The organism is Parabacteroides distasonis (genome assembly GCF_004793765.1).
Classification (GTDB): domain Bacteria; phylum Bacteroidota; class Bacteroidia; order Bacteroidales; family Tannerellaceae; genus Parabacteroides; species Parabacteroides distasonis_A.
The window spans coordinates 78,634-104,689 of record NZ_SRYM01000009.1 but is presented as its reverse complement, the minus strand read 5'-3'; the positions used below and the strand labels follow the sequence as shown (position 1 = coordinate 104,689).

Annotated in this window: 21 protein-coding genes and 1 tRNA gene; 10 read left to right on the top strand and 12 right to left on the bottom strand. The window is 44.3% G+C overall.

Features of this window, described 5'->3' with window-relative positions:
* Nucleotides 1–78: 78 nt before the first annotated feature.
* From E5342_RS05155 to E5342_RS05140, 4 genes are all read right to left on the bottom strand, one after another.
* Entirely contained in the window at nucleotides 79–435 is a 357-nt protein-coding gene (locus E5342_RS05155; RefSeq protein ID WP_168354453.1) for an ISAon1 family transposase N-terminal region protein, read from the bottom strand.
* A gap of 170 nt (nucleotides 436–605) precedes the next feature.
* Nucleotides 606–679, bottom strand: a tRNA-Ile gene (locus E5342_RS05150).
* Between the two features lie 77 nt (nucleotides 680–756).
* A protein-coding gene (prfB, locus tag E5342_RS05145) for a peptide chain release factor 2 (RefSeq protein ID WP_135958959.1) occupies nucleotides 757–1,882 on the bottom strand; the annotation gives its coding sequence in 2 pieces (ribosomal slippage) (nucleotides 757–1,818 and nucleotides 1,820–1,882; 1,125 coding nt in all).
* Nucleotides 1,883–1,941: 59 nt separating this feature from the next.
* Nucleotides 1,942–3,747, bottom strand: coding sequence for an AMP-dependent synthetase/ligase (locus E5342_RS05140; RefSeq protein WP_135958958.1), 1,806 nt, complete (start codon nucleotides 3,745–3,747; stop codon nucleotides 1,942–1,944).
* A gap of 187 nt (nucleotides 3,748–3,934) precedes the next feature.
* On the opposite strand from E5342_RS05140, the gene E5342_RS05135 reads away from it, so the two are divergent.
* Together E5342_RS05135 and E5342_RS05130 are read left to right on the top strand one after the other, a co-directional pair.
* Complete coding sequence (locus tag E5342_RS05135; protein WP_009018680.1) at nucleotides 3,935–4,261, top strand: PadR family transcriptional regulator; 327 nt, start codon at nucleotides 3,935–3,937, stop codon at nucleotides 4,259–4,261.
* Nucleotides 4,262–4,273: 12 nt separating this feature from the next.
* Complete coding sequence (locus E5342_RS05130) at nucleotides 4,274–5,386, top strand: PspC domain-containing protein (RefSeq protein WP_121736823.1); 1,113 nt, start codon at nucleotides 4,274–4,276, stop codon at nucleotides 5,384–5,386.
* 238 nt (nucleotides 5,387–5,624) lie between these two features.
* Here E5342_RS05130 and E5342_RS05125 read toward each other — a convergent pair whose 3' ends face one another.
* The 3 genes from E5342_RS05125 to E5342_RS05115 all read right to left on the bottom strand — a co-directional run bounded on the left by E5342_RS05125 (nucleotide 5,625) and on the right by E5342_RS05115 (nucleotide 7,856).
* Nucleotides 5,625–6,020 carry an HIT family protein gene (locus E5342_RS05125; protein WP_121736824.1) on the bottom strand — a complete coding sequence of 132 codons (396 nt, stop codon included), beginning with the start codon at nucleotides 6,018–6,020 and terminating at the stop codon, nucleotides 5,625–5,627.
* Between the two features lie 14 nt (nucleotides 6,021–6,034).
* Nucleotides 6,035–6,505 (bottom strand): transcription elongation factor GreA, encoded by a 471-nt coding sequence (greA, locus tag E5342_RS05120; protein WP_005860822.1) that lies wholly within the window; start codon nucleotides 6,503–6,505, stop codon nucleotides 6,035–6,037.
* 193 nt (nucleotides 6,506–6,698) lie between these two features.
* Nucleotides 6,699–7,856, bottom strand: a complete 1,158-nt coding sequence (locus E5342_RS05115) for a TlpA disulfide reductase family protein (RefSeq protein WP_121736825.1) — start codon at nucleotides 7,854–7,856, stop codon at nucleotides 6,699–6,701.
* A gap of 203 nt (nucleotides 7,857–8,059) precedes the next feature.
* On the opposite strand from E5342_RS05115, the gene pnp reads away from it, so the two are divergent.
* Complete coding sequence (gene pnp / locus E5342_RS05110; protein WP_121736826.1) at nucleotides 8,060–10,309, top strand: polyribonucleotide nucleotidyltransferase; 2,250 nt, start codon at nucleotides 8,060–8,062, stop codon at nucleotides 10,307–10,309.
* Between the two features lie 590 nt (nucleotides 10,310–10,899).
* Here pnp and E5342_RS05105 read toward each other — a convergent pair.
* From E5342_RS05105 to E5342_RS05090, 4 genes are all read right to left on the bottom strand, one after another.
* The gene (locus E5342_RS05105; RefSeq protein WP_135958957.1) at nucleotides 10,900–11,529 is read right to left on the bottom strand and encodes a hypothetical protein; all 630 of its coding nucleotides are present in this window, start codon (nucleotides 11,527–11,529) and stop codon (nucleotides 10,900–10,902) included.
* 28 nt (nucleotides 11,530–11,557) lie between these two features.
* Complete coding sequence (locus E5342_RS05100) at nucleotides 11,558–11,752, bottom strand: DUF3244 domain-containing protein (protein ID WP_135958956.1); 195 nt, start codon at nucleotides 11,750–11,752, stop codon at nucleotides 11,558–11,560.
* 156 nt (nucleotides 11,753–11,908) lie between these two features.
* Complete coding sequence (locus E5342_RS05095) at nucleotides 11,909–13,648, bottom strand: tetratricopeptide repeat protein (protein ID WP_135958955.1); 1,740 nt, start codon at nucleotides 13,646–13,648, stop codon at nucleotides 11,909–11,911.
* Nucleotides 13,649–13,806: 158 nt separating this feature from the next.
* Complete coding sequence (locus E5342_RS05090; protein WP_121736830.1) at nucleotides 13,807–15,435, bottom strand: fumarate hydratase; 1,629 nt, start codon at nucleotides 15,433–15,435, stop codon at nucleotides 13,807–13,809.
* A gap of 125 nt (nucleotides 15,436–15,560) precedes the next feature.
* Here E5342_RS05090 and E5342_RS05085 point away from each other — a divergent pair, with 125 nt between their 5' ends.
* The 4 genes from E5342_RS05085 to E5342_RS05070 all read left to right on the top strand — a co-directional run bounded on the left by E5342_RS05085 (nucleotide 15,561) and on the right by E5342_RS05070 (nucleotide 21,164).
* Nucleotides 15,561–17,810, top strand: a complete 2,250-nt coding sequence (locus E5342_RS05085; RefSeq protein WP_135958954.1) for a trypsin-like peptidase domain-containing protein — start codon at nucleotides 15,561–15,563, stop codon at nucleotides 17,808–17,810.
* A gap of 265 nt (nucleotides 17,811–18,075) precedes the next feature.
* The gene (locus E5342_RS05080; RefSeq protein ID WP_135958953.1) at nucleotides 18,076–19,767 is read left to right on the top strand and encodes a hypothetical protein; all 1,692 of its coding nucleotides are present in this window, start codon (nucleotides 18,076–18,078) and stop codon (nucleotides 19,765–19,767) included.
* Between the two features lie 181 nt (nucleotides 19,768–19,948).
* The gene (locus E5342_RS05075; protein WP_162613638.1) at nucleotides 19,949–20,230 is read left to right on the top strand and encodes a DUF4377 domain-containing protein; all 282 of its coding nucleotides are present in this window, start codon (nucleotides 19,949–19,951) and stop codon (nucleotides 20,228–20,230) included.
* 22 nt (nucleotides 20,231–20,252) lie between these two features.
* Nucleotides 20,253–21,164 carry a M12 family metallopeptidase gene (locus E5342_RS05070; RefSeq protein WP_087345411.1) on the top strand — a complete coding sequence of 304 codons (912 nt, stop codon included), beginning with the start codon at nucleotides 20,253–20,255 and terminating at the stop codon, nucleotides 21,162–21,164.
* A gap of 213 nt (nucleotides 21,165–21,377) precedes the next feature.
* Here the strand turns inward: E5342_RS05070 and typA are convergent, their stop codons facing one another.
* Complete coding sequence (gene typA / locus E5342_RS05065) at nucleotides 21,378–23,177, bottom strand: translational GTPase TypA (RefSeq protein WP_135958952.1); 1,800 nt, start codon at nucleotides 23,175–23,177, stop codon at nucleotides 21,378–21,380.
* Nucleotides 23,178–23,348: 171 nt separating this feature from the next.
* Here typA and rpsO point away from each other — a divergent pair, with 171 nt between their 5' ends.
* From rpsO to E5342_RS05050, 3 genes are all read left to right on the top strand, one after another.
* Complete coding sequence (gene rpsO, locus E5342_RS05060) at nucleotides 23,349–23,618, top strand: 30S ribosomal protein S15 (protein ID WP_121736834.1); 270 nt, start codon at nucleotides 23,349–23,351, stop codon at nucleotides 23,616–23,618.
* A gap of 159 nt (nucleotides 23,619–23,777) precedes the next feature.
* Nucleotides 23,778–24,359, top strand: coding sequence for a helix-turn-helix domain-containing protein (locus E5342_RS05055; RefSeq protein WP_121736835.1), 582 nt, complete (start codon nucleotides 23,778–23,780; stop codon nucleotides 24,357–24,359).
* A 12-nt stretch (nucleotides 24,360–24,371) separates the two neighbouring features.
* Nucleotides 24,372–26,021, top strand: a complete 1,650-nt coding sequence (locus E5342_RS05050; protein WP_121736836.1) for an AMP-binding protein — start codon at nucleotides 24,372–24,374, stop codon at nucleotides 26,019–26,021.
* The last annotated feature ends 35 nt before the right edge of the window (nucleotides 26,022–26,056 follow it).

Below are 26,056 nucleotides of genomic sequence, written 5' to 3'. Positions count from 1 at the left end.
TGTGAAGTTAACAGTTTCCCCTTTACCCCATAAGCATCCGCTATGGGGCTTATGCTGGTGGCGGCGGTGGTTTCAATCTTATTCTTTAAAAAAAGCAACGAACTCAGGAGTGAGTTTCGTCCCTTCGGCCGCAAGATCATCGTAGGTATAGGAAAAAGTTTCCCCGGCAGCTTTGTCATACCAGCGACGACGTCTTACGTGGGGATAAACAGGTTTACCGCGCAGAGGAAAGTCCTGAATCACTTTCCCATCAGTAAAACCATGTGAGATCACAGTTCCACTCTTGTAATCTGAACGTTCCATGTAGTGTTTTTCATCAAGCCAGACTTCGATTTTGACAGAGTCGTCATGCCAGCCGGAGATCTCGAAATACTCCATTAAAACCTCGGGGAAGACGACTCGTAGTAACTTATGCGGGTTGCGATTGGAAGGCATTGGGCAGATAATTTTAATTTGAACGCAAAGATAGCTCTCTTGTGCGTATTAACATAACATATCCACAGGGTTTTCGGACTGACCCCACAATGTGGGCACATTTTGCACATATCAAGCAAAATAAAAATCGCTAAATAACGTAATATCAGCTATTTAGCGACCATCCATCGTGGTCCCACTTGGGCTTGAACCAAGGACTCCCTGATTATGAGTCAGGTGCTCTAACCAACTGAGCTATAGGACCTGTTCAGAGCTAGGCTCTGAAATCGGGTGCAATATTACGATTTATTATCGAGATATGCAAATGTTAAAGGGAAAAACTTATTTTTCCGCACTTTCTTCTCCAGCAAACTCCATCAAGTATGCTTTGATGAAATCGTCAATCTTTCCGTCCATCACACCGTTCACGTCGGAAGTCTGGTAATTCGTACGATGATCTTTCACACGACGGTCATCGAATACGTAACTACGGATCTGTGAACCCCATTCGATCTTTTTCTTTCCGGCCTCCACCTTAGCCTGCTCGGCCATACGATGCTGCAACTCCTTATCGTAAAGGATGGAACGCAATTGACGCATAGCGTTCTCACGGTTCTTGGGTTGATCGCGCGTCTCGGTATTCTCGATCAAGATCTCTTCTTCCTCACCAGTATATGGGTCCTTGAACTGATAACGCAAGCGAACTCCGGATTCCACCTTGTTCACATTCTGTCCTCCGGCACCGCCCGAACGAAACGTATCCCAAGAGATAGCCGCCGTCTCTACCTTTACCTCGATCGTATCATCCACCAACGGGGTAACGAATACGGAGGCAAAAGAGGTCATTCGTTTACCTTGGGCGTTGTAAGGAGATACACGTACCAAACGATGCACGCCATTCTCACTCTTTAGATAGCCATAGGCATAATCGCCCTCAATATTGAAAGTCACGGTCTTGATACCAGCCTCATCCCCTTCCTGATAGTTGGCGATAGAGATCTTATAACCGTTATTCTCAGCCCAACGCTGATACATACGCATCAACATGGAAGCCCAATCTTGGCTCTCGGTACCACCGGCACCCGAGTTGATCTTGAGCACGCAACTCATTTGATCGGCCTCATCACGAAGCATATTACGAAACTCCAAGTCTTCCAGTAAATGAAGAGCCTTCTTATAGGCCGCATCCACCTCCTCCTCGGTGATAATCTCTTCTTTTACATATTCGTAAGCCAGCTCTAGCTCTTCAGCCGCCGCATGTACCTCTCCGTAAAGCTCGATCCATTTCTTTAGCTCCTTTACTTTCTTCATCTGGACTTCCGCACGTTTAGCGTCTTCCCAGAAACCGGGGTCTTGCGTACGTAGCTCCTCCTCTTCTAACTGAATGGTTTTGCCATCGATGTCAAAGATACCCCCTCAGCGCCTTATCGCGCTCCAACACGTCATGTAGTTGGTCTGATGTAATCATATATTCTTTTTTAAAAATTTACCACAAAGATACAAAATAGTTGATAGCCGACAAACTCGTTATTCCTCGTACATCGCCTCTATCTGAGCGGCGTACTTCTGCAATACGACCGGACGACGCAACTTAAGCGTATCCGTCAGCTCACATCCCATCATAAAAGCTTCCGGCAACAACGTAAAGCGCTTGATCTTCTCATAAGAAGCCAAATTCTTTTGGTGCTCCTCCATCCTAGCCTCGATGAAACGAACGATATCCTTGTTATTCACCAACTCCTCCCGGCTCTCAAATGAGATACCTTTTTCCTCGGCGTACTTTTCCAACAAAGGATAAGCAGGCACGATCAAAGCGCTCACGAACTTACGTTGATCGCCGATAACCGCAATTTGCTCGATATAATTATCACCGCTCATCAGCATCTCGATCGCTTGCGGGGCAATGTATTTTCCGTTTGAAGTCTTATATAAATCCTTGATACGCTCCGTGAAGAATAGCGTATTGCCTTCCAAACGACCAGCGTCACCGGTACGGAAGAAAGCATCTTCGGTGAAAGCCTTCTTCGTCTCCTCCGGTTTATTATAATATCCGGACATCACGGTCTTGCCTTTCACCAAGATCTCATTATTCGCCGGATCTATTCTCACCTGAACACCCGGCATTACCTCGCCGATAGAGCCAAACTGGAATCCGATCTCAGGATAGAAACATACCGTAGCCGTCGTCTCACTCAATCCATAACCATAAACAATCGGGATATTCACGGACTGCAAGAATTCATTAATCGCATCCGACAAAGGAGCTCCCGCCACCGGGAAAAGCCGTCCACGCTCAATACCCAATACCTTCTTCAATAAGGTGAAAACCGTTTTATTGTAAAATTGAAACTTCAACTTCAAACCACACGGGGCCGGAATACCTTTATTCTTATACTCCAGATTATACTTCCGCCCCGTCTCGATCGCATCCAAGAAAATCTTCTTCATGGAAGGAGAAGAAGAATTGATCTTCTCATGTACGCCAGCATATACCTTCTCCCAAAAACGAGGTACGTTACACATCAACGTAGGATGAACCTCAGGCAATGTCTTCTGGATCATTTTCGGGTCTTGGTTGATAGCGATCGTAACCCCTTTGTGAAGACAATAATAGCACCAAGCTTTCTCAAAAATATGAGTCATCGGCAAGAAACTCATGGACAAGTCCTTATCCGTTACCATCGGCAGGCGGATATCATGTATCCGCATCGCCTCCAAATAACAGGAATGAGGAAGCATCACTCCCTTCGACTCTCCCGTCGTACCGGACGTATATATAATGGTAGCCAAATCCTCCGGAAGGGCTTCCGTCATACGTATTTTTACCGTGCTCTCCGCATGCGCATTATCTCCCAAGCGCAAGAAATCATCAAAATAAATGGACGTCTTATCTTCCGGATTCATCTTGACCGCCGGGTCAAAGACAACCAGACGCTCCAGATACTCAGAGTCCTTCTGTACCTTGAAAGCGTTATTATACTGCAATTGCTCACCCACGAACAACGTGTGGATCTTAGCGTCATTGATGATGTACTCGATTTGTCCCGGAGAATTCGTCGCATACATTGGGATGGAAACCACCCGGTTGCCATACGCACCAAAGTCCGTATATAAACACTGAGGCATATTCTGGGAATAAACCCCGATATTCTCTTGTACTTTTATCCCGAACTCAGCCATCGCCTTGGCCGTAAGCATAACCTTATCAGAAAACTCCCTCCAAGAAATCCTCAACCATTTCCCGGTAGCGTTATCTCTATGTTTCAACGCTGTACGGTTCCCATATTTTTCTGCCTGACGGTGTATTAACTCGGCGAAATGATAATAAATCATAATTCCTTATTTTGAATTGATACCGCAAAAGTACGCTTTTCTCTTCTAAAAGACACGAAACCAGTCTTTTTTTTACACATAATTGCTCTTTTTGTGCAAGCATTCAGTTAAATAATGATAATTCAAAGTAGTATGTATTGCATAGTACATATGTAATACATACATTTGTGGCATAAAATTAAGAGAGATGAATGCAGAGAACGTAAAATCACAAATGAGGAAAGGGACGCTGGAATATTGCATCCTCCTGCTTCTCAAAAAAGAACCCGCTTACACCTCTGATATCATTCAGAAATTACAAGAAGCGAAGTTGATCGTTGTAGAAGGCACTTTATATCCTCTTTTAACCCGATTAAAGAATAGCGAGCTATTAAGTTATCAGTGGATAGAATCTACGCAAGGACCGCCACGCAAGTATTACCAGCTGACTGAGAAAGGAGAACTATTCCTCGGCGAGCTGGAGACCTCATGGCAGGAACTAAATAATACAATAAACCACATCAGAAACAATTAAAAGGAAAGAGTGATGAAGAAGACACTTACTGTTAATTTGGGAGGCACAGTTTTCCACATTGACGAAGACGCATACCAATTATTAGACAAATATCTATCGAACCTGCGTATTCACTTCCGCAAAGAAGAAGGTTCGGATGAGATCATGGATGATTTCGAGATGCGTATCTCGGAGCTTCTTAACGAGCGTGTCCGCTTAGGCTACGAAGTCATCACGATCGAGCAGGTAGAGGAAGTGATCAAACGAATGGGTAAGCCAGAAGAAATTTTCGAGGAGGAAGAGAAAAGCACCGATCACGAAGATAATTACCGTACGCAACAACAGGAGACTCATACCCAGACGAGCAAAAAACGCTTGATGCGTGACCCGGACAACCGCATTCTGGGAGGTGTCGCCGGAGGTTTCGCCGCCTACATGGATTGGGACCCGACTGCCGTACGTATCGTATTTTTCCTTCTGATGTTCTTCTATGGAATCACAGTTCCGCTTTACTTCTTGTTGTGGATTATCGTACCAATGGCACGCACGGCGACCGAGAAACTCGAGATGCGCGGACAAAGCGTGACGGTGGAGAATATCGGAAAGACCGTGACAGATGGATTCGAGAAAGTCAGCAATAACATGAACGACTTCATTAGCTCGGATAAGCCGAGAAACTTTTTCCAAAAGCTGGCGGATGTTTTCGTCTTGGTAATCGGTTTCATCTTGAAGTTTTTCATCATATTAGCCGGAATCTTCTTGTTGCCACCGCTAGTACTAGTCGTATTCATTCTGGTAGTCGTAACATTCGCGTTGCTCATGGGGGAAGCTGGATTCATCTATAATCTCTCCCCGTTCGGAGTGGACCTGATAAACGGAGCACCGTTGTCAATGGCAATCATGGGATGTATAGGGACAATCTTATTCATCGGTATCCCCATATTCTCCTTGATATACGCAATTTGCAGCCAATTGTTCAAGGTACGCCCCTTACCGACGCAAGCAAGATGGATATTATTAGCCTTATGGCTTATCTCTTTTGTATTATGCGGCGTATATATCCAGCAATCCGGTATGCTATATGACTGGCATAATTACTGGAGCGGTGTACACGGATGGAACAGGCATGCCGTTTGGCTCCCTTAACCTTATCGGAGATGTAAGATAAAGATATAAATTTAGTAGTTTAAATGTTTATTGTGTGTTTAAAAAAGAAGGCCGCTCTATCACAGAGGGGCCTTTCTTCTAAGGTTAACAAATTTATGAGTAAAAACCACTAATGAATCATATTAATGATTTGCTGTTCCCTTTGCGTGATATTGTCACGCATAAAACAACGGGTACAAATATAACCAATTTTTTATAATTAAAAAATTATATTCAATTATTTAAATTCATTTCTAATCTTAGCGGCAATCTCAGCCAACTCTTCTTGACTTACAGCTAGTTTCTTCCCGCCGAAATACATATCGGACTCTTTCGTGATAGGAATCAGATGGATATGCGCATGGGGCACTTCCAAGCCCATAACAGCTAATCCTACACGCTTACACTTGATAGCGGTCTCTTGAGCACGAGCTACCCGCTTAGCGAAAGCGACCATCCGTCCCAGCATCGGATCATCGATATCAAAGATATAATCGACCTCCTTCTTGGGAATTACCAAGGTATGCCCCAAGGCTACCGGATTGATATCAAGGAAAGCAAAAAACTCATCGTCTTCCGCAACCTTGTGGCTAGGGATCTCACCCGCCACGATTCTACTGAAAATAGTTGCCATACGTCGTTTCTTTTTTAAATTGAAATATCCATAATCTCAAATGTCATCAAGCCAGAAGGCACACGGATCTCAACGACATCCCCCACCTTCTTCCCCATCAAACCTTGGGCGATCGGCGTGCTTACTGAAATCTTACCCTCTTTTAGGTTAGCCTCCGAATCCGATACCAACGTATAGGTCATGACAGCGTTATTCTTTGTATTCTTAATTTTCACCTTGTTCAAAATCTGAACCTCGTCTGTTTTCACACGACTCTCATCGATCAGACGGGCGTTCGAGATCAAACCTTTCAACTGCGCAAGCTTAGCCTCCATGATACCTTGAGCCTCTTTAGCGGCATCGTACTCGGCGTTCTCGGATAAGTCACCCTTATCCCTCGCCTCAGCGATCTGAGCCGATATCTCAGGGCGCTTCACAGTCTCCAAATAGTTGATTTCAGCTAAAATCTTATCGTAGCCGTCTTTTGTCATATAACTAACAGCCATATTAAATCCTCCTTATTCTTTATATTAATATTGATTATTGCATAATAAAAAAGAATCCCGACCACGTCATATGGCCGGAACTCCCCTTTTTTATCATTTCAAGACTTCGCAAAGTTAGATCATCTTTCTAAGATAGACAAGTTTACGAAAGTGCTTTATAACATATAATTCTGATAATTAAATCATGAACAATTTACAATACGGACTTGATGTCAGCCTCAAGTTTCTTCACATCGTCCACCCGTTTAACCAAGTTTCCCTGACGATCCAAAATAAAGATCGCAGGAAGCTGTTTCACGTTGTACAACGCCGCGGCCTGGGAGTAAACCGACTGTGGATCACGCACGCAAGCCCAAGGTAAATTAGAAGCGGCATTCTTCCAGAAGTGGAGATCATTATCCAAAGAGATCTGATAAATCGCCAAACCCTTGTCGTGATACTTCGTATATAAATCGCCAAACTCCATATTCAAGGCAGGAGACCATTCGGACATATAGGCCGTGAAGTTGATCAACACCACCTTGCCTGTAGCGACAGAAGACAATTTCGTGTTTTCCCCATGTATATCCGGCAACTCGATTTCCAAGAAGCTAATCTCTTTCTTCTCCACCTTATCCAAATCCATCGGGCGCTGGCTACGAATCACCTTTATAGATTGAAGAGCCAAGTTATACAGATGCTTAGCACGAGGGCTTTCCGGATAATAATGATCAAAGCTGGTGGCGACGGCACCATAAGCCTTCGAGTCGTTCTTGTCATACAAATCGAAAAACAACAAGCCGTCAATTTGCTGGAACAAAGCAAAGTAAGCGGCAGCGGACATCGGGGCGGAATAAATATACTTATGAGCCACCTCCTTATAGGCCTCGGTGGCCTCGAGCACCTGACGGGAATATACGGAATCCGCCACTAGTCCGGACTCTAACTCTTTCCGTAAACGATGGATCGCTTGGTTAGCGTCTAATTGAGCCAAGGTAATATTCTTGATCGCCTTGCAATTCTCAGAACCCTCCACGCTATAAGAAGTAGCGAAAGTCCCGGCATCGGCCACAAACGAGATCGTCTCCGTAGAATCGACCGAGAAGTTTATCAATTGATTATTCAGGCGCAAGCGATAAAAATCAGGGAATGCCGGACGAGGCTTCGTAAAGCAGAATTTACCCGCCGCCGTCAGCTTTACGGAATCGATCAACTCTACCGTCGACACACCTACATTCTCCAGATACATCATCTGGCCGTCAGCGCCGGATACCACACCTTCCACCGTAAAATCAGAATTCTTCTTACAAGCCGTGAACAAAAGCAATATAACACACAGCACAGCGAGTAAATTCGTAGATATTTGTTTCATTATTCCAGTTTGTCTATATTACTAATTCGGTGCAAATATACATTATTTTACAATTGTGGCACTATTATTCCGTATTTCTTCAAGGCTTTTTTCAAAAAAAGTGCTTTAAGACTGTTATTTCTTTTCATTTTCATGCAATTACAGGTAAACTTTCATTACATTTGCACCAATTTTTGACAGATAGAAAAATAAGAAAAAAGATTATGCTTAATCCAATTAACAAGACGATCGAGTTAGGTGATGGAAGAACCATTACCATCGAAACCGGGAAATTGGCCAAACAGGCAGACGGAGCGGTTACCGTTCGTATGAACAACACCGTGTTGCTCGCCACTGTTTGTGCCGCTAAAGATGCGAACCCGGGTGTTGACTTCATGCCGTTGCAAGTAGAATACAAAGAGAAATATTCCGCTTTTGGACGTTTCCCCGGAGGTTTTACAAAAAGAGAAGGAAAAGCTTCTGATTATGAAATCCTCACATCTCGTTTAGTAGACCGTGCGTTGCGTCCTCTTTTCCCGGACAACTACCATGCTGAGGTATATGTAAATATTATATTGTTCTCTGCGGATGGCGAAGATTTGCCAGACGCATTAGCAGGTTTGGCCGCTTCCGCCGCTTTGGCTGTCTCTGATATTCCTTTCAACGGACCGATCTCTGAGGTTCGTGTAGCTCGTACGGATGGAAAATTCATCGTCAACCCGACTTCCGCAGAATTGGAGAAAGCTGATATCGACATCATGGTTGCCGCTACCATAGATAACATCATGATGGTTGAGGGTGAGATGAACGAGGTTCAGGAATCTGAGATGCTTGAGGCTATCAAGGTCGCTCACGAGGCTATCAAGGTACAATGCAAGGCTCAGCTGGAGTTATCCGAGGCTTGCGGCAAATTGGTAAAACGTGAATATTGCCACGAGGTAAACGATGACGAGTTGCGCAAGGACGTACACGACAAATGTTACGCCAAGGCTTACGCCGTAGCCACATCCGGTAGCGGCAAACACGAACGCAGCGAGGCATTCGAGAAAATCGTAGAGGAATACAAGGCTCAATTCTCCGAGGAGGAGTTGACGGACGAGAAACTGGAAATGATCGGTCGCTACTATCACGATGTAGAGAAAGAAGCTATGCGCCGTGCCATCCTTGATGAGGGCAAGCGTTTGGATGGTCGTAAGACTACCGAGATCCGTCCGATCTGGATCGAGACAGATTGCCTGCCGGGTCCTCACGGTTCCGCTATCTTTACACGTGGTGAAACCCAGTCTTTATCAACGGTAACTTTAGGTACGAAGTCTGACGAGAAAATGATAGACGACGTATTGAATCATAGTTACGAGCGTTTCCTTTTACATTATAATTTCCCCCCGTTCTCCACAGGCGAGGCTAAAGCAACACGTGGCGTAGGCCGTCGTGAGATCGGACACGGTAACTTGGCTCACCGTGCGCTGAAACGTATGATCCCGGACAACTATCCGTATGTAGTACGTGTAATCTCCGATATCTTGGAGTCTAACGGTTCTTCTTCTATGGCTACGGTTTGCGCCGGTACCTTGGCGTTGAGAGACGCAGGTGTCCCGATGAAGAAACCGGTATCCGGTATCGCTATGGGATTGATCTCCGAGAACAAGGGTACGAACTATGCGATCTTGTCTGATATCTTAGGCGACGAGGATCACTTGGGTGATATGGACTTCAAGGTAACGGGTACGAAAGACGGTATCACGGCAACTCAGATGGATATCAAGGTAGACGGTTTGTCTTACGAGATCCTTGAGAATGCTTTGGCTCAAGCGAAAGAGGGCCGTATGCATATCTTGGGCAAGATCTTGGAGGCTCAACCGGAAGCTCGCGAGGATTTGAAACCTCATGCACCTCGTATCGAGACGATGATTATCGGTAAAGAATTCATCGGTGCGGTAATCGGCCCGGGCGGTAAGATCATCCAAGGTATCCAAGAGAAAACGGGAGCTACGGTATCTATCGATGAGGTAGACGGCGTAGGAAAGATCGAGATCTCCGGCACGAATAAGGCTACGATCGACGCGGCTGTCAAGGCGATCAAAGGTATCGTGGCTGTTCCTGAGATCGGAGAGGTTTATGAAGGAAAGATTTCCTCTATCATGCCTTATGGCGCGTTCGTTGAGTTCATGCCGGGCAAGGATGGTTTGCTTCACATTTCCGAGATCGATTGGAAACGTCTGGAGACCGTTGAGCAAGCCGGCTTGAAGGAAGGCGATACGGTTTCTGTCAAGTTGGTTGATATCGATCCGAAAACAGGCAAGTTCAAACTTTCCCGCAAGGTATTGCTTCCGAAACCGGAAGGTTACGAGGAACGTCCGCCAAGACCAGAAAGAGGAGATCGCGGACCTCGTCCAGACCGTGGTGATCGTGGAGACCGTGGTCCCCGTCAGGATCGTGGTGATCGCGGACCTCGCAGGGAGTACAGAGACTAAGATAAGGTCTTATACATTATATATTATCCCGGGTAGATTAAACACTATCCGGGATTTTTTTTATCAAATCATCTACCACACCTACAACTATAGCTATAATCAATTGGTCATAAGTTATTTATCGAGTGGTGGTAGATAAATAGCATCTACCACTATCGGCTCGTATCTACCACCATTTACTACTTTTCAATCACAAAACACCACCGTCCCCTACTCGCCAACCGCATTATTAGTCCTATCTTTTTCAAAAAGCGGCAGAAGACGTAGACATTGCTTAGCCGGCAAGCTATCTATTTGGTCATGCTTCATATATCATCTAAAAACTGATTAATTGATATTTATAGTTTTTCTTGGTATAAAACAAAAGTTTTCTGCTATGGAAACATTTGTTTCCTCATGAGGAAACCTTAGTTTCGTCCTTACGAAACTTCTGTTTTCCCATGTAGAAACTTTTGTTTCCCTAGGAGACAAAAAGACAGACAGACTAAGATAAGTTCTTATAATTATATATAGGGTGTGTCAAAACTCCAATTGCTATTTGCAATTGAACTTTTGACACACCTCCTTTTCTGTTTATAAAAGACAAGAATCTATGGTAAGATCTTCCGAAGAGGAATATAAATCGATAGCAGGAATTCCTTCTTCCGGTTCCTCTCCAACAAGTTCTCCACGGAATGACGCAACAATCCTATTTTAGCGGAACCCTCTATACTGACACAGCCTAAATCGTAACCGATCTTCAAGGTAACGGGCAGATCGAATCCCATGCCGCTATCTATACTCCGATAGAAATAAGCGGTAGGTTCAGCACCCACTCCTGCGTATAATCCTTTATAGATAGAAGCATTGAGAGAAGGTGAGAGTGCTATATAATAATTCAAATGCCGTTTTCCCACTTGATATTGCGTATAAATCTCACTGAAATCCAATAATCTCCCCTTCTGTATGCTTTTCATTCCCAACAGAGCATCCAAGTCCCAAAACAACCAATGATTCTGCCGTAAACGAAAACGATACCCCAAATGGAGATCATAGTTATATGTATCATCGAAAGATTCACCAAGCCGATCAGGCTTCAAATCATCTACAAACTCGTAATCCAATGTTCCTGCGCCACCACTCAACAATAAACCGGATGAAATCAATCTCTCTTGCGAGAAAGAAGAGATCGCAACCAGAAACAAAACAATACAAAACAAAGAAACTCTCAATACTTTCATTACTATACTTTTATATTATTCCTGAAAATTACCGGATAGTAATAGATATTAACTCTTCATGTACTATCGCCCCTTTACTATTTACTACCTGTATCAACAACTCATCAATAGAGGTCATAAAATGAAGCATTACCTCATCATTTAGCATCTCCACTTCTACCGGAGCATGAGAAATAGAACGATCTTCTTCTTCATCTCGATCCCCTTTCTTCTCTTCAGCCATCACATGTGTGCACAGCCCCACACAACTCAATAAAGTCAAAAATAAAAATTTTCATCCCATTCATTTTTTGACTGCAAAAGTATCCGATAAGGTTGGATTCGGGGCTAAAACTTTGTTCGCTTTTTGTTCGCTTTTTGTTCGCAGAGTCGTATAAGGCTAAAGATCAGTGATTAATTCATCCAGTTCATTCGGGGTTCCATCCTCTCCCTTTATTTTTTTATAAAGCCGTTTACGGGATGAGGATACGGAGGGTTTGGAGCGGCCCAAGATTTTTGCCATGTCAGTTACCTTGACTGATATCTTTATCAAGTAACAAATACGGAGTTCTATCAATGACATTCCCGAGTATAGCTGATATAAGCGATTCGTAAAATTATTGTATGTCTTATCTAACTCCTTCCGTAAAGCATTCCAATCTTCTTCCCTGATTATCTGATCTGCCTCATTCGTGGAATGGAATTTCATATAGATATCCGAATGCCTTAAATCCGACTCTAACAAATCACGCTCGGTACGCCGCAACTGTATTTGCTCATTGGTCACTTGCAAAAGTTCTTTTCGCACATGAAGCAATGAATTTGTATCTTCATAGTCTTGAGATAGTAAGGTCCCCAATTCATTCAATTTCGCGTTATTCGCTTCTACATATTGAAAACTTCTCTCATATTGTTCTTGCTTTTCCCGCTGAAGCGCCTCAAACTGCCTAGCCAACCGCTCTTTCTGTCGCCTCAGTCTATATATAAACAATAAGGTTATCGAAAGCCCCAGTCCGAACAAGGATAATATCCGGTAAATACGAATCTGCATCCGGTCATTCTCGCTCTTTAACCGTACATTCTCAGTTTCCCGCTTCTGATAATTATACAAAGAGGTCATTTTACGGATTTCCTCCGAATCGGTTATCTTGCGGATGGAATCTTGCACTTGCTGGCCAAGACGGACATAGCGAATAGCCTCCCGATAATTCAACCGACGCTCATACAAAAGCGACAAGTACTCATAAATAGCGTCTCTCACATATAAATTAGGACTATCCAAGCATCTCCTTAAATAGTAGTCGGCAGAGTCCAATCTTCCCACCTCTAAATAAATATGTCCCAATGTAGAATAAGTTGGATACATATTTCGGTCAATGGAATCTTTTAATGATTCAAACAAACATTCCAAAGCCTTATCATAAAGTCCCATTTCCTGGTGAAGATCTCCTAATTCGGTCAAGATACCGGAATGACGACGCCTTTTTCCACCCCTCTCCGCAAAATTAGCAGCCTTCTGATAATATAAAGCAGCGCTATCATTCCTATTAATAGCTTTATATACCCGTGCGATGTCTCTCATCACAAGAGACAAGCTAGTGCTATCCCCTTTTAATAACTTATATTGGGCCACTTTCTCATACATACGGATCGCCTCCTCATATACATTCTGATAATCATAAAGCATCCCCATCTGCGAGTAGACCTTAGATAGCAATATATATCGTTTCGTATCCCCCGCCACATCCAATGCCTTTTGGAAATACTTCAACGCTTCCGGAGCATCGTTCAGATCCCGGTAGACACGTCCCATATAGTAATAAGACTCCAGTAATTTATCCCGATCGCCATATACCTCATAAAAAGCGGTGATTCGCTTGATCAGGGAATCGGAAGTATGCCGGACATACATCTTATCATTGACCTTCAAGTCGAGCAAGTCATAATACATACGCTGTTCCTCATCAAAGGACGAAAGGCTATCCCGCAATCGATCCAACAAAGGGCGGGCTTCCTCCGGATTCGTATCCGCAAGGGATTCGATCCGCAACAAGGTAGCGGGGTAAGGCTTCCCCCGATGATCGCAAGCATAAAAAGCCGAGATCAAGACTGACATCAAGAGGATGTATATGCGAGGCATTGGAAATCTGTTTTATCACTTAAAATTACAAAGATAAAAAATTAAAGTGTAATGGTTTCATTAATATTTGCACAAACTTTCAAGTTTCAACCCATAAAAAAGCGGTATCCAGTCTGCTACCGGATACCGCTTTTCATTTATCTTTATCGATCAAGAAATCAGCAACGAGGCTTGATCTGCTTGAAGAAGTCATTACCCTTGTTATCTACCAAGATAAACGCAGGGAAGTTCTCTACCTCGATCTTCCAGATCGCTTCCATACCCAATTCCGGATATTCCACGCACTCGATGCTCTTGATATTGTTCTGAGCCAGGATAGCCGCGGGGCCACCGATAGATCCTAGGTAGAAACCACCGTGGTTCTTACAAGCGTCCGTAACTTGCTGGCTACGGTTACCCTTCGCCAACATGATCATGCTACCGCCATGGCTCTGGAACAAGTCAACGTATGAGTCCATACGACCCGCCGTCGTCGGGCCCATAGAGCCACAAGCCATACCTGCCGGAGTCTTAGCCGGGCCCGCGTAATAAATAGGATGATCCTTGATGTATTGGGGAAGATCCTCGCCACGATCCAAACGCTCCTTCAGTTTAGCGTGAGCGATATCACGGCCCACGATGATCGTTCCGTTCAATGACAAACGAGTAGATACCGGATATTTATCCAATTCCTTCAAGATATCCGCCATCGGTTGGTTCAAGTCAATCTTGACAGCGTCGCCCTCACCCGCTTGGCGAAGTTCCTCCGGAATCAATTCACCGGGATGGCTATCCAACTTCTCGATCCAGATACCTTCCTTATTAATCTTACATTTAATATTACGGTCCGCAGAGCAGCTTACACCCAAACCTACCGGGCAAGAAGCACCGTGCCGAGGCAAACGGATGATGCGAACATCATGTGCCAGATATTTACCACCGAATTGAGCGCCCAAGCCAATATTCTGGGCAGCGGCCAATACCTCTTTCTCCAACTCCACGTCGCGGAAAGCGCGGCCACCCTCGCTACCGGTCGTAGGCAAGCTATCGTAGAAACGAGTAGAAGCCAACTTCACCGTCAATAAATTCTTCTCAGCGGAAGTACCGCCAATCACGATCGCAATATGATACGGAGGACAAGCGGCCGTACCCAATGTCTTGATCTTCTCTACAAGGAAGGGAACCAATGTACCCGGATTCAAGATTGCTTTGGTCTCTTGGTATAAATACGTCTTGTTAGCGGAACCACCTCCCTTTGTCACGCAAAGGAACTCATACTCCATGCCTTCCGTAGCCTCGATATCGATCTGGGCCGGCAAGTTACATTTCGTATTAACCTCGTCGTACATCGTAAGCGGTGCGTTCTGGGAATAACGAAGGTTCTCTTCCGTATAGGTCTTGTAAACACCTAAAGAGAGCGCTTCCTCATCGCAATAGCCGGTCCAGACCTGCTGGCCCTTCTCGCCATGGATAATAGCCGTACCGGTATCTTGGCAGAAAGGAAGTACGCCTTTAGCCGCTACCTCGGCGTTGCGAAGGAATGTCAAAGCCACGTACTTATCATTGTCCGTAGCTTCCGGATCGCTTAGGATCTTAGCGACCTGCTCATTATGAGAACGGCGAAGCATGAAAGATACGTCGCGGAAAGCGGCGTTAGCCATAGCGGTCAAACCTTCTTTAGCGACCTTCAGGATCGGTTTTCCTTCAAACTCAGAAACGGAAACATGATCTTTTGTAAGCAAATAATACTCTGTTGTGTCCGGTCCCTTTTGGAACATCGGCTCATAGTGAAACGGAGGTGTTGCCATATCTTTAGAATTTAATTATATATTGATTTTATTTAAGTTTGTCCGTACTTTTCGATTGGCAAACTTAGCGAAAAAACTTGATATATAGATCATGGGGTAAAGAAATATAGTTATATTTGCCCGATATGAAAAAGTTGACCTCTTTATACATTGTATTCCTGCTAACGATGCTCGGTTTTCAAGGAAATCTGAAAGCGCAGGTTAGCCACGGAGGCCGCCCGCTTCCGCTATCGCTCATGCGAAGTACAAACGGACAGATGTTTAAAGAAATGCCTTCGTTCGACGTCCAAGAGGAATTGCGTATCGACTCACTGAATGAGAGTGACCTGAGAAGCGGTTTCCGTTTCGCCTATAAATTCATGACGAATTATAACCGGTACAACTCGGGGGTCACCTTCACCGGGCCGGATGGGACACGTGTATGGAGACTCGGCATCTACTCGCCCGGAGCCCTTTCCATCAACGTGCTCTTCACGGAATATGAACTGCCGGAAGGCGCCCAGCTCTTCCTATACAATGAAGACCAGACACAGATACTAGGCTCGTTCAATCACCTAAACAACTCGGAGTTAAACCTATTGCCGGTCTCTCCCATCCGAGGAGATCGCCTGATCATTGAATATCAAGAACCGGCCAACGCCTCTTTCCAAGGAAGACTGACCGTCGGGGAAGTCAACCATGGCTACCGGAACTTACGGGGGTTAGAACCGGGAGACAACACCTCACAAATCGGTAAAATCCCACCCTTAGCTTGTTATCAAGATGGGACAAACGATTACGCCCAATGGGGGCAAAGCGTCGTTCTCTTGATCATAGACGGAAGCGTAGGCTGCACGGGCACCCTGATAAATAATACGGACAATGACGGAAAGCCTTATCTACTCACCGCCTCCCATTGCCTGAACAAGCAATTCACGATGAAAAACCCCGATTATGAGAAAATAGCCGGAAGTATCGTCTGCTTTTTCAACTTCAACAGCCCTTTCTGCGACCCGATCCTAAGGGGAACGGAAGAGATGTCTACCGCATCCACTTACTTCAAGGCGGTTAATGAAATGGCAGACATGGCCTTGTTGGAACTTACCGCTACACCTCCGGTTTATTACAGGCCCTATTATGCGGGCTGGAACGCACAAGAGGTAGGACCTGCCCCCTACACGTGCATCCAACATCCCCAATACTCAGTAAAGCGAATCAGTATATCCGATGAGGAACTGGCTCCCTTTACCTTGACCGACCCAAACATGATTTTTTACGAAGACGCTCATTGGCATGTCAAGACTTGGGAAGTAGGTTATACGGCCAGCGGTTCCTCCGGATCTCCTTTATTCAATGCCGACGGAGAGATTATCGGAGCGTTATCCGGCGGGCAGTCCAGCGAGAATAGCCCGAAGGATGATTACTTCTTCTCTTTGATGAAACCCTGGGACACGATCGATACCCCCGAGAAACAGCTCAAATATTGGCTGAACCCGTCCGATGACGAGACCAAGATTTGCGAGGGACTCAATCCGTATAAATCGGCCCCTTGTTTCCGGTTGAGCAACATCTATGACTCCGGTAATCAAGAAAACGCCGAATGTACGCTTTACCCCGGGTCTGAAAAAGCGTATTTGTTCGGAAACAATCCCGCCAATATCACAGAATATGCGGAAGCTTACCAAGTAGCCGAACCGGGTACCTTATACGGAGCTTATTTCGTAACACCCCCTGCCGGAGCGAATTACAAACAAATGGAAGTGGAAGTTACCGTTTACAGCGGCGACTCAAAGCCTTCCACTTTAATATATACGGAGACATTCCAACCCACCTACAGCAATAAATCGATATTGGACGATACGTTTATTGAGATTGCCAAATCCCTGAATCGGTCACAGGAAAGTTATATCCACTTCTCCAAGCCCGTGAACGTCAGCGGAAAGTTCTACATCGGCTATAAGCTCAAGAGCGTTCCGGAGAACACGTATTTCTCCGCTTACAATTTGCCCAAAGGCAAAACGACCCGGAATACGGCTTGGGTTCATGATAAAAACGGCTGGAGACAAGCTACCGAATATACGCAAGCAGGTTTTAGCACCTCCTTGTTTATCGATCCCGTCATTCAATACGGTAACCCCGTCAGCAACGAAAAGCTCGAGGCGAACGAGCAGGTACTCATTCATCTCGGTCCGGAGAAAGGCATGGTACACCTTGTTTTGCCGGATGGAATAGAGAAAGCGACTTATACATTGCACTCGGCACAAGGAAAAGTGTCGGAAAACGGAGAGATCACGGACAGGCAAGCTACACTCCATTTCCTAAAATTAACATCTGGAGTCTACTTTCTAACCGTGCACTATGGCGAGGAGCATTATACACAAAAGATTATATTTTAATCAAAAAATATACAATAAGACTTCTGGGAAACCATCCATTGAAAAGAATGGCAAGAGGTACACAGCCATATTTTTTCAATAATTCTACCCATATTTTATGTATAAAACAAGCCTAGGATTCATTAATAAGTATTAATTAAAAAGATTTTATCGCTTCTTTGCTATCCATAACAAAAAAATACTTTAGTTTTGCACGATAATGGCTAAGGGATAATTTGGAAGTGAATATATTAACATAGTAACATTTTAAACTTACATCAAGATTATGAACAAAAAGTTTTTATTGCCATTCTTCGTATTGGCAGCCATTTTAACTCTTTCTTCTTGTTCAAACAAGTTGAAACCGTTGGCAGAACAGTACATTAAAGCAGAGCCGCAGCCGCTAGAGGCTATCGGAGGCAAAGTTCCTGTAACAATCAACGCAACATTCCCCGCAAAATGGTTCAACAAGAAAGCTGTTGTAACTGTGACTCCGGTATTGCGTTACCCGGGTGGCGAAGCTTGGGGAACTTCTTACACTTACCAAGGTGAGAAAGTAAAAGGCAACAACCAAGTAATCCCTCAAAAAGAAGGCGCTAACGTAACTATGAAGTCTTCTTTCACTTACAAACCCGAGATGAAAAAGTCAGAATTGTATTTGACTTTCGACGCTAAGATCAAAAACAAGACTGTTAAATTACCGGATGTAAAGATCGGTGAAGGCGTTATCGCTACTTCCGAATTGGCTGACGCAGCTACTGCTACAGCAGCTATCGCAGCTGACAAATTCCAACGTATCATCAAAGAGGCTCATAACGCTAATATCATGTTCTTGATCCAACAAGCCAACCTTCGCGCTAAAGAATTGAATTCTGACGCTATCAAAGAATGGAAAGATCTTGTTAAGAACGCAGACGAGGCTCCGAACCAGAATGTAGCTATCGAGATCAGCGCTTACGCTTCTCCTGATGGTGGTTTCAAATTGAACAACACGTTGGCTGAGAATCGTGAAGGTAACACTTCTAAATATTTGAACAAGGAATTGAAGAAGATGAAAGTTGACGCTCCGGTTGACGCTCGTTACACAGCTCAAGACTGGGAAGGCTTCAAGGAATTAGTTTCTGCTTCTAACTTGCAAGATAAAGACTTAGTATTGCGTGTGATCTCTATGTACCAAGATCCTGAGACAAGAGAGAAAGAAATCAAGAATATCTCCGCTGTTTACTCTGACTTGGCTGAGACTATCCTTCCGCAATTACGTCGTTCTCGTTTGACCGCTAACATCGAGATCATCGGTAAGTCTGACGACGAGATCAGCGCTTTGGCTAAGAGCAATCCTTCTGAGTTGAATATCGAGGAAATCCTTTACGCCGCTACATTGACTAACAACGACGGTGAGAAGATGGCTATCTATACAAAAGCTTCTGAATTGTATCCTAACTGCTACCGTACTTGGAACAACATCGGTATGATGGCATTCAAGGCTGGTGATTTGGCTAAGGCTGAGCAAATGTTTAACAAGTCTAACTCTGTTAAGAATAACGCTTCCGCTAACATGAACTTAGGTTTGATCGCATTAACGAAGGGTGACCAAGCTAAGGCTCAACAATTGTTCGGTAACGCTGCCGGCGTAAACGAATTGAGCGAGGCTCTTGGCGTTCTTTACTTAGAGCAAGGCGAATATGCTAAGGCTGTTAACTCTTTCGGTTCTGTTAAGACTAACAACGCTGCTTTGGCTCAGATCTTGGTTAAGGATTACAGCAAGGCTTCTCAGACTTTGAACGGTGTTGCTAAACCTGATGCTATCACCTCTTACTTGAAGGCTGTTGTTGCTGCTCGTACAAACGACGCTAACGGTGTAGTAAGCAACTTGAAGGCCGCTATCGCTGCTGACAAGAGCTTGGCTAAGGAAGCTGCTATCGACTTAGAGTTCGCTAAATACGCGACTAACTCAGACTTCGCTGCATTGGTAAAATAATCCAATTAAAATAGCTCTATAGAAAGGCGGTTCTAAATAGAACCGCCTTTTAATCTTTCAATCTCGTCCATCCTAATCAATAGAAGATTCTATTTTTCAAATAAAACAGCAAGTAATGACATACAAGTATCTCATAATATTATTCACCTTATTATTTACGTCTTGCAATAAAGAAGATTTTATGATTGAGACTATCACTATAGCTTCTGAAAAAGCAATAGGGATTGAACCTTCTGGATTATCAAAGAGAGAATATTTTCTAATTAAACAAAAAGCGTCTGCTAAATGGGAGTATCTTTCTCAAAACATTCAAGGATTTGAGTATGAAAGAGGCTATGAATACACCTTAAAAGTAAAAGTTCAAACAATAAAAAAACCGAAAGAAGATCAATACTCTGAGAGTTATATACTCTTAGAAGTTTTATCAAAAGAGAAGAAACAATCCGAAAATTTACCTATTTAGTTAACAATATAATATTTATCAAATGAAAAAAATAGCTTTTATTTTTACACTACTATCAATAATACTAACATCTTGTAACTCTGATATTGTACAAAATTCATTTATCGAAGAAACACAAACGACTTTCCATACACTAGACATCAAAGAAAATAGTATGGAGACAACAGAGTTAGCATACAAAACAACCCCTAGACAAATCATAACATTTAACAATGGAATAAGCATAGAAAAAACAATAGACGGAAAATACATTTATCAAGGGGACATTGAACTAAATGAGGAACAAGTAGAAGCTCTAAGAACAACAGGAGAGTTATCTTCTAACAATAAAAGCGTGGCTCAAACAAAAGCATCTTTCATAAACAGCCACTTATTAGCAGGCAAGAGATGGAGTAAAAGTACAGTTCACTATATTTTAAATCCCTCTATGACACAAGCGACACAACAATATGTAAAAGAGGCAATAGCACATTGGCAAAACGTAACCGACATTAAATTTGTCGAAGGTAGTAATTCGCATATGATAGTATTCTATAATGGAGACGGCTGTCATTCCGCTTTAGGCATGCAATCTGGTCCACAAGAGATTAGCATAGATGCCTCATGGGGAACAAGAGGCAATGCCATACATGAAATAGGTCATGCCATAGGACTCATTCATGAACATTGTAGTCCTTGCCGAGATAAATATATAAATGTAAACGAAAGTAATATAAAAAGTAATTGGAGATCTCAATACAAGAAACAAGATGCAGCCGATTTTTATGGAGATATTGATTTCAACTCAATCATGATTTACGGCTCAACAGCCGGATCTGACATTGCAATTAATCCGAATATTCCAATCATGACACGGAAAGACGGATCCACATGGAATGCACAAAGAAATGGTTTATCACCAAGAGATATTGAAATGATAAATGCCATATATTAATGACCATTCAAAGGGGGGGGAGTCAATAACCTTGAAATTAATCATTGTTACTTTTAGGGTTCAAGGAAGACTAAAGAGAAACAGCAAGATTAGCTCAAATATTAAAAAAGTTCGGTGTTAAATATAACAGAGATTACCCACTCCACTGACAAACAAAAACCGGCTGTCCCTTATCACGGAGACAGCCGGTTTTTGCTTATATATACGTAAATACTAGGATCTACCTTGGCGCTTGCGCTCTGTCTCATCCAAAATGATCTTACGCATACGCATATTATTCGGGGTGATCTCTACGTACTCATCGCCCTTGATGTACTCAAGCGCATCCTCTAGGCTGAATACGACAGGGGGAGCCAAAGAAACCTTATCATCGGAACCGGAGGCACGCATATTCGTCAACTTCTTGGATTTCGTGACATTTACCACCAAGTCATTGTCCTTGGTATGCTCGCCAACCACCTGTCCGGCATAAACCTCCTCACCCGGAGCGATGAAAAAACGCCCGCGGGACTGCAAGTTATTCAGGGCATAAGCGAAAGCCTGGCCTGTCTCCATAGCGATGATCGAACCATTCATACGTCGTTCGATATCACCCTTCCACGGTTGATATTCCAAGAAACGGTGTGCCATGATAGCCTCACCGGCAGAGGCGGTCAATACAGCGTTGTTCAAACCGATAATACCACGGGAAGGAATCGTGAACTCCAAGTGCATACGACCATTCTTGCTTTCCATCATGGTCATCTCACCCTTACGCTTCGTTACCATATCGATAATACGGCTAGAGCATTCCTCCGGAAGATTCACCGTCAATTGCTCTACCGGCTCGCACTTCTCACCATCGATCTCCTTGATGATAACCTGCGGCTGACCTACCTGCAACTCGTATCCCTCACGACGCATCGTCTCGATCAATACGGACAAGTGAAGCACGCCACGACCATATACCAACCAAGAATCAGCAGAATCGGTAGGGACTACACGTAAAGCCAAGTTCTTATCCAACTCTTTCTGCAAACGCTCAAAAATATGACGGGAAGTAACGAACTTACCATCCTTACCAAAGAACGGGGAATTGTTGATCGTGAAAAGCATAGACATCGTAGGCTCGTCGATAGCGATCGTTGGCAATGGCTCCGGCTCGTTCACGTCGGCGATTGTCTCACCGATCTCGAAACCATCGATACCGATAATAGCGCAAATATCCCCGGACTGCACGGAATCAACTTTCGTACGTCCCAAGCCCTCAAAGACGTCCACTTCCTTGATCCTTGATTTGACCATGCTACCGTCACGCTTACAAAGCATGACATCTTGGCCCTCTCTCAACTCGCCACGGTGTACACGTCCTACGGCGATACGACCTACATATTTAGAGTAATCCAAAGAAGTAATCAACATCTGAAGCGTACCCTCCAACATCTGCGGTTCGGGGATATATTTAATGATCGCATCCAGCAAAGCGGTGATATCCTCAGCCGGTTTCTGCCAATCCTCTGACATCCATCCCTGCTTAGCGGAGCCGTAGATAGTCGGGAAGTCAAGCTGTTCTTCAGTAGCGTCCAGACTAAACATCAAGTCGAATACCATTTCCTGCACTTCCGACGGGCGGCAATTCGGCTTATCCACCTTATTAATTACCACGATCGGCTTCAAACCCAATTGAATCGCTTTTTGCAAAACAAAACGAGTCTGCGGCATAGGCCCTTCAAAAGCGTCCACCAATAGCAAACAACCATCCGCCATATTCAAGACACGTTCCACCTCGCCACCAAAGTCGGCGTGGCCCGGGGTGTCAATAATATTGATCTTATATCCTTTATAATTGATAGACACGTTCTTGGCAAGAATGGTAATACCTCGTTCCCGTTCCAGATCATTGTTATCCATGAACTGATCCGGTTCTGCCTGTCCTTCACGGAAAAGCTTACCGGCTAATAACATCTTATCCACGAGCGTCGTTTTGCCGTGGTCTACGTGCGCGATAATCGCAATGTTTCTGATCTTTTGCATTGAAGACTAATTTATTGGCTGCAAAAATACGATATTTTTACGATATATATATGACATTCATGCTTCAAAACACAAAAAAGATAGTAGAATCTATTGCAAATCAAAAAGGAATGTCTACCTTTGCGACCGCTTAGATAACATAGTATTAATTTATTAAAGTAAAAAAGAATCATGTATTTAGATTCAGCGAAGAAAAAAGAATTATTTGAAAAGTATGGCAAATCAGCTACTAACACAGGTTCTGCTGAGAGCCAAATCGCACTGTTCACATTCCGTATCTCTCACTTGACAGAGCACTTGAAAGTGAATCACAAAGATTACGCTACGGAAAGATCATTGAAGATGTTGGTAGGTAAACGTCGTCGTTTATTGGACTATCTGATCAAGACTGACATCGAGAGATACCGTACTATCATCAAAGAACTTGGTATCAGAAAGTAAGAAAAAGCTTACTCGAGAATATTAAAAAGGGCAATCCCAATCGGGAATTGCCCTTTTTATTTGCCTTAATCCTAGATATAATAAAATATTAATGTAAATTTGCGCCGTTTAGTATCAATTTATCAAACATTACAGGACTATAAATAACAAATCATACACATGGGAAACAACAAAATTATAGGCGCGAAAATTAAAAATATCCGAGAATCGAAACAACTCTCTATCGAGGAAGTAGCCGAACGCTCCGGGTTAGGTATCGAACAGATCGAGCGTATCGAAGGTAACTTGGACTTTCCATCTTTAGCTCCTCTTATCAAAATAGCACGGGTATTAGGGGTACGTTTGGGTACATTCTTGGACGATCAAGCGGAGCTAGGCCCAGTCGTATGCCGCAAAAAGGATAGCGAGGCCGATGGTATCGGGTTCACGAACAACGCGACACAAGGACACAAGCATATGGATTACCACTCGCTCTCACAAGATAAGTCCGGCCGTCATATGGAACCCTTCTTGATCGAGATCGCTCCCTCCGAGGAAGGCGAGGATTTCATTCTGTCCACACATGAGGGAGAGGAGTTTATCTACGTACTGAGTGGTGTCGTAGAGATCAATTACGGGAAAAACACCTATATCCTAGAGGAAGGCGATAGCATCTATTATGATTCTATCGTGGCGCATCATGTACATGCGGCAGCCGACAGCAGGGCTCGAATCCTAGGAGTTGTCTATACACCTTATTAAATCCGGCATTTTATGGAATTACATAACAGAACCCTTGGCCAATGGCTGGAACATTGGGCCGAGACTACACCGGATAAGGAGTATATCGTTTACTCGGACCGCGACTTGCGTTTCACTTGGAGCGAATTCAACAAGCGTGTGGACGACATGGCGAAAGGCATGTTGGCGATCGGTATCACACATGGCACGCATGTCGGCGTATGGGCGACAAACGTTCCGGATTGGCTGACATTCTTATATGCCGGAGCCAAGATCGGCGCCGTACTGGTCACGATCAATACCAACTATAAACAAAGCGAGCTGGAATACCTAGTAGAGAACGCCGATATCCATACGATGTGTATCACGGACGGCGTGTTTGATGGAAGTTACGTAGACATGGTCTATACCATGTTGCCGGAATTGAAGACCTCTCAACGGGGGTATTTGAAAAGCGAGCGTTTCCCTCGCTTGAAAAACGTAGTCTATATCGGACAGGAGAAATACAGGGGTATGTACAATACGCCCGAGATGTTGCTCCTCGGACAAAATATCAAGGATGAGACCTTAGAGGCCGCCAAAGCGAAGGTCAATTGCCACGACGTGGTTAATATGCAATATACGTCCGGTACGACCGGCTTCCCGAAAGGGGTCATGCTGACTCACTACAACATCGCCAACAACGGTTTCCTGACGGGTGAGCATATGAAATTCACCGCCGCCGATAAGCTTTGTTGCTGCGTACCGCTCTTCCATTGTTTTGGCGTAGTATTGGCTTCCATGAACGTATTGACGCATGGGTGTACGCAAGTGATGGTCGAGAAATTCGATCCGTTGGTCGTATTGGCTTCTATTCATAAAGAACGGTGTACGGCGTTATATGGTGTTCCTACCATGTTTATCGCGGAGTTGAACCATCCGATGTTCAGCATGTTCGACCTTTCTTCCCTACGTACCGGTATCATGGCCGGCTCCTTGTGCCCGGTAGAATTGATGAGACAGGTGGAAGAGAAGATGTTCATGCGTGTCACCAGCGTGTACGGACTGACCGAGGCATCACCCGGTATGACACATTCCCGCATCGACGACCCGGCAGAAGTACGTTACAATACGGTAGGCCGCGACTACGAGTTCACGGAAGTACGCGTGATCGATCCCGATACCGGCGAGGAATGCCCCATCGGCGTGCAAGGCGAGATGTGCAACCGAGGCTATAATACCATGAAGGGCTATTACAATAACCAAGCCGCTACGGACGAGGTGATCGACAAGGATGGTTTCCTTCATTCCGGCGACTTAGGCGTGAAAGACGAGAATGGCAACTATCGGATCACCGGCCGTATCAAGGATATGATTATCCGCGGGGGCGAGAATATCTATCCACGTGAGCTGGAGGAGTTCCTCTATCATTTCCCCGGCGTGAAAGACGTGCAAGTAGCCGCTGTCCCTTCCAAGAAATACGGAGAGGAAGTGGGTGCCTTTATCATCCTTCACGATGGTGTGACGGCTACGGAGGAAGAGGTGAAAGACTTCTGCCGCGGAAAGATCGCCCGGCATAAGATCCCGAAATACATCTTCTTCGTCGATACCTTCCCGATGACCGGAAGCGGAAAGATACAGAAGTTCAAGTTGAAAGACCTCGGGCTGAAACTATTGCAAGAGCAAGGTATCACGCCGGCCTGACGATTTAGTGGACAGCTAACAGTTGACAGTTACTT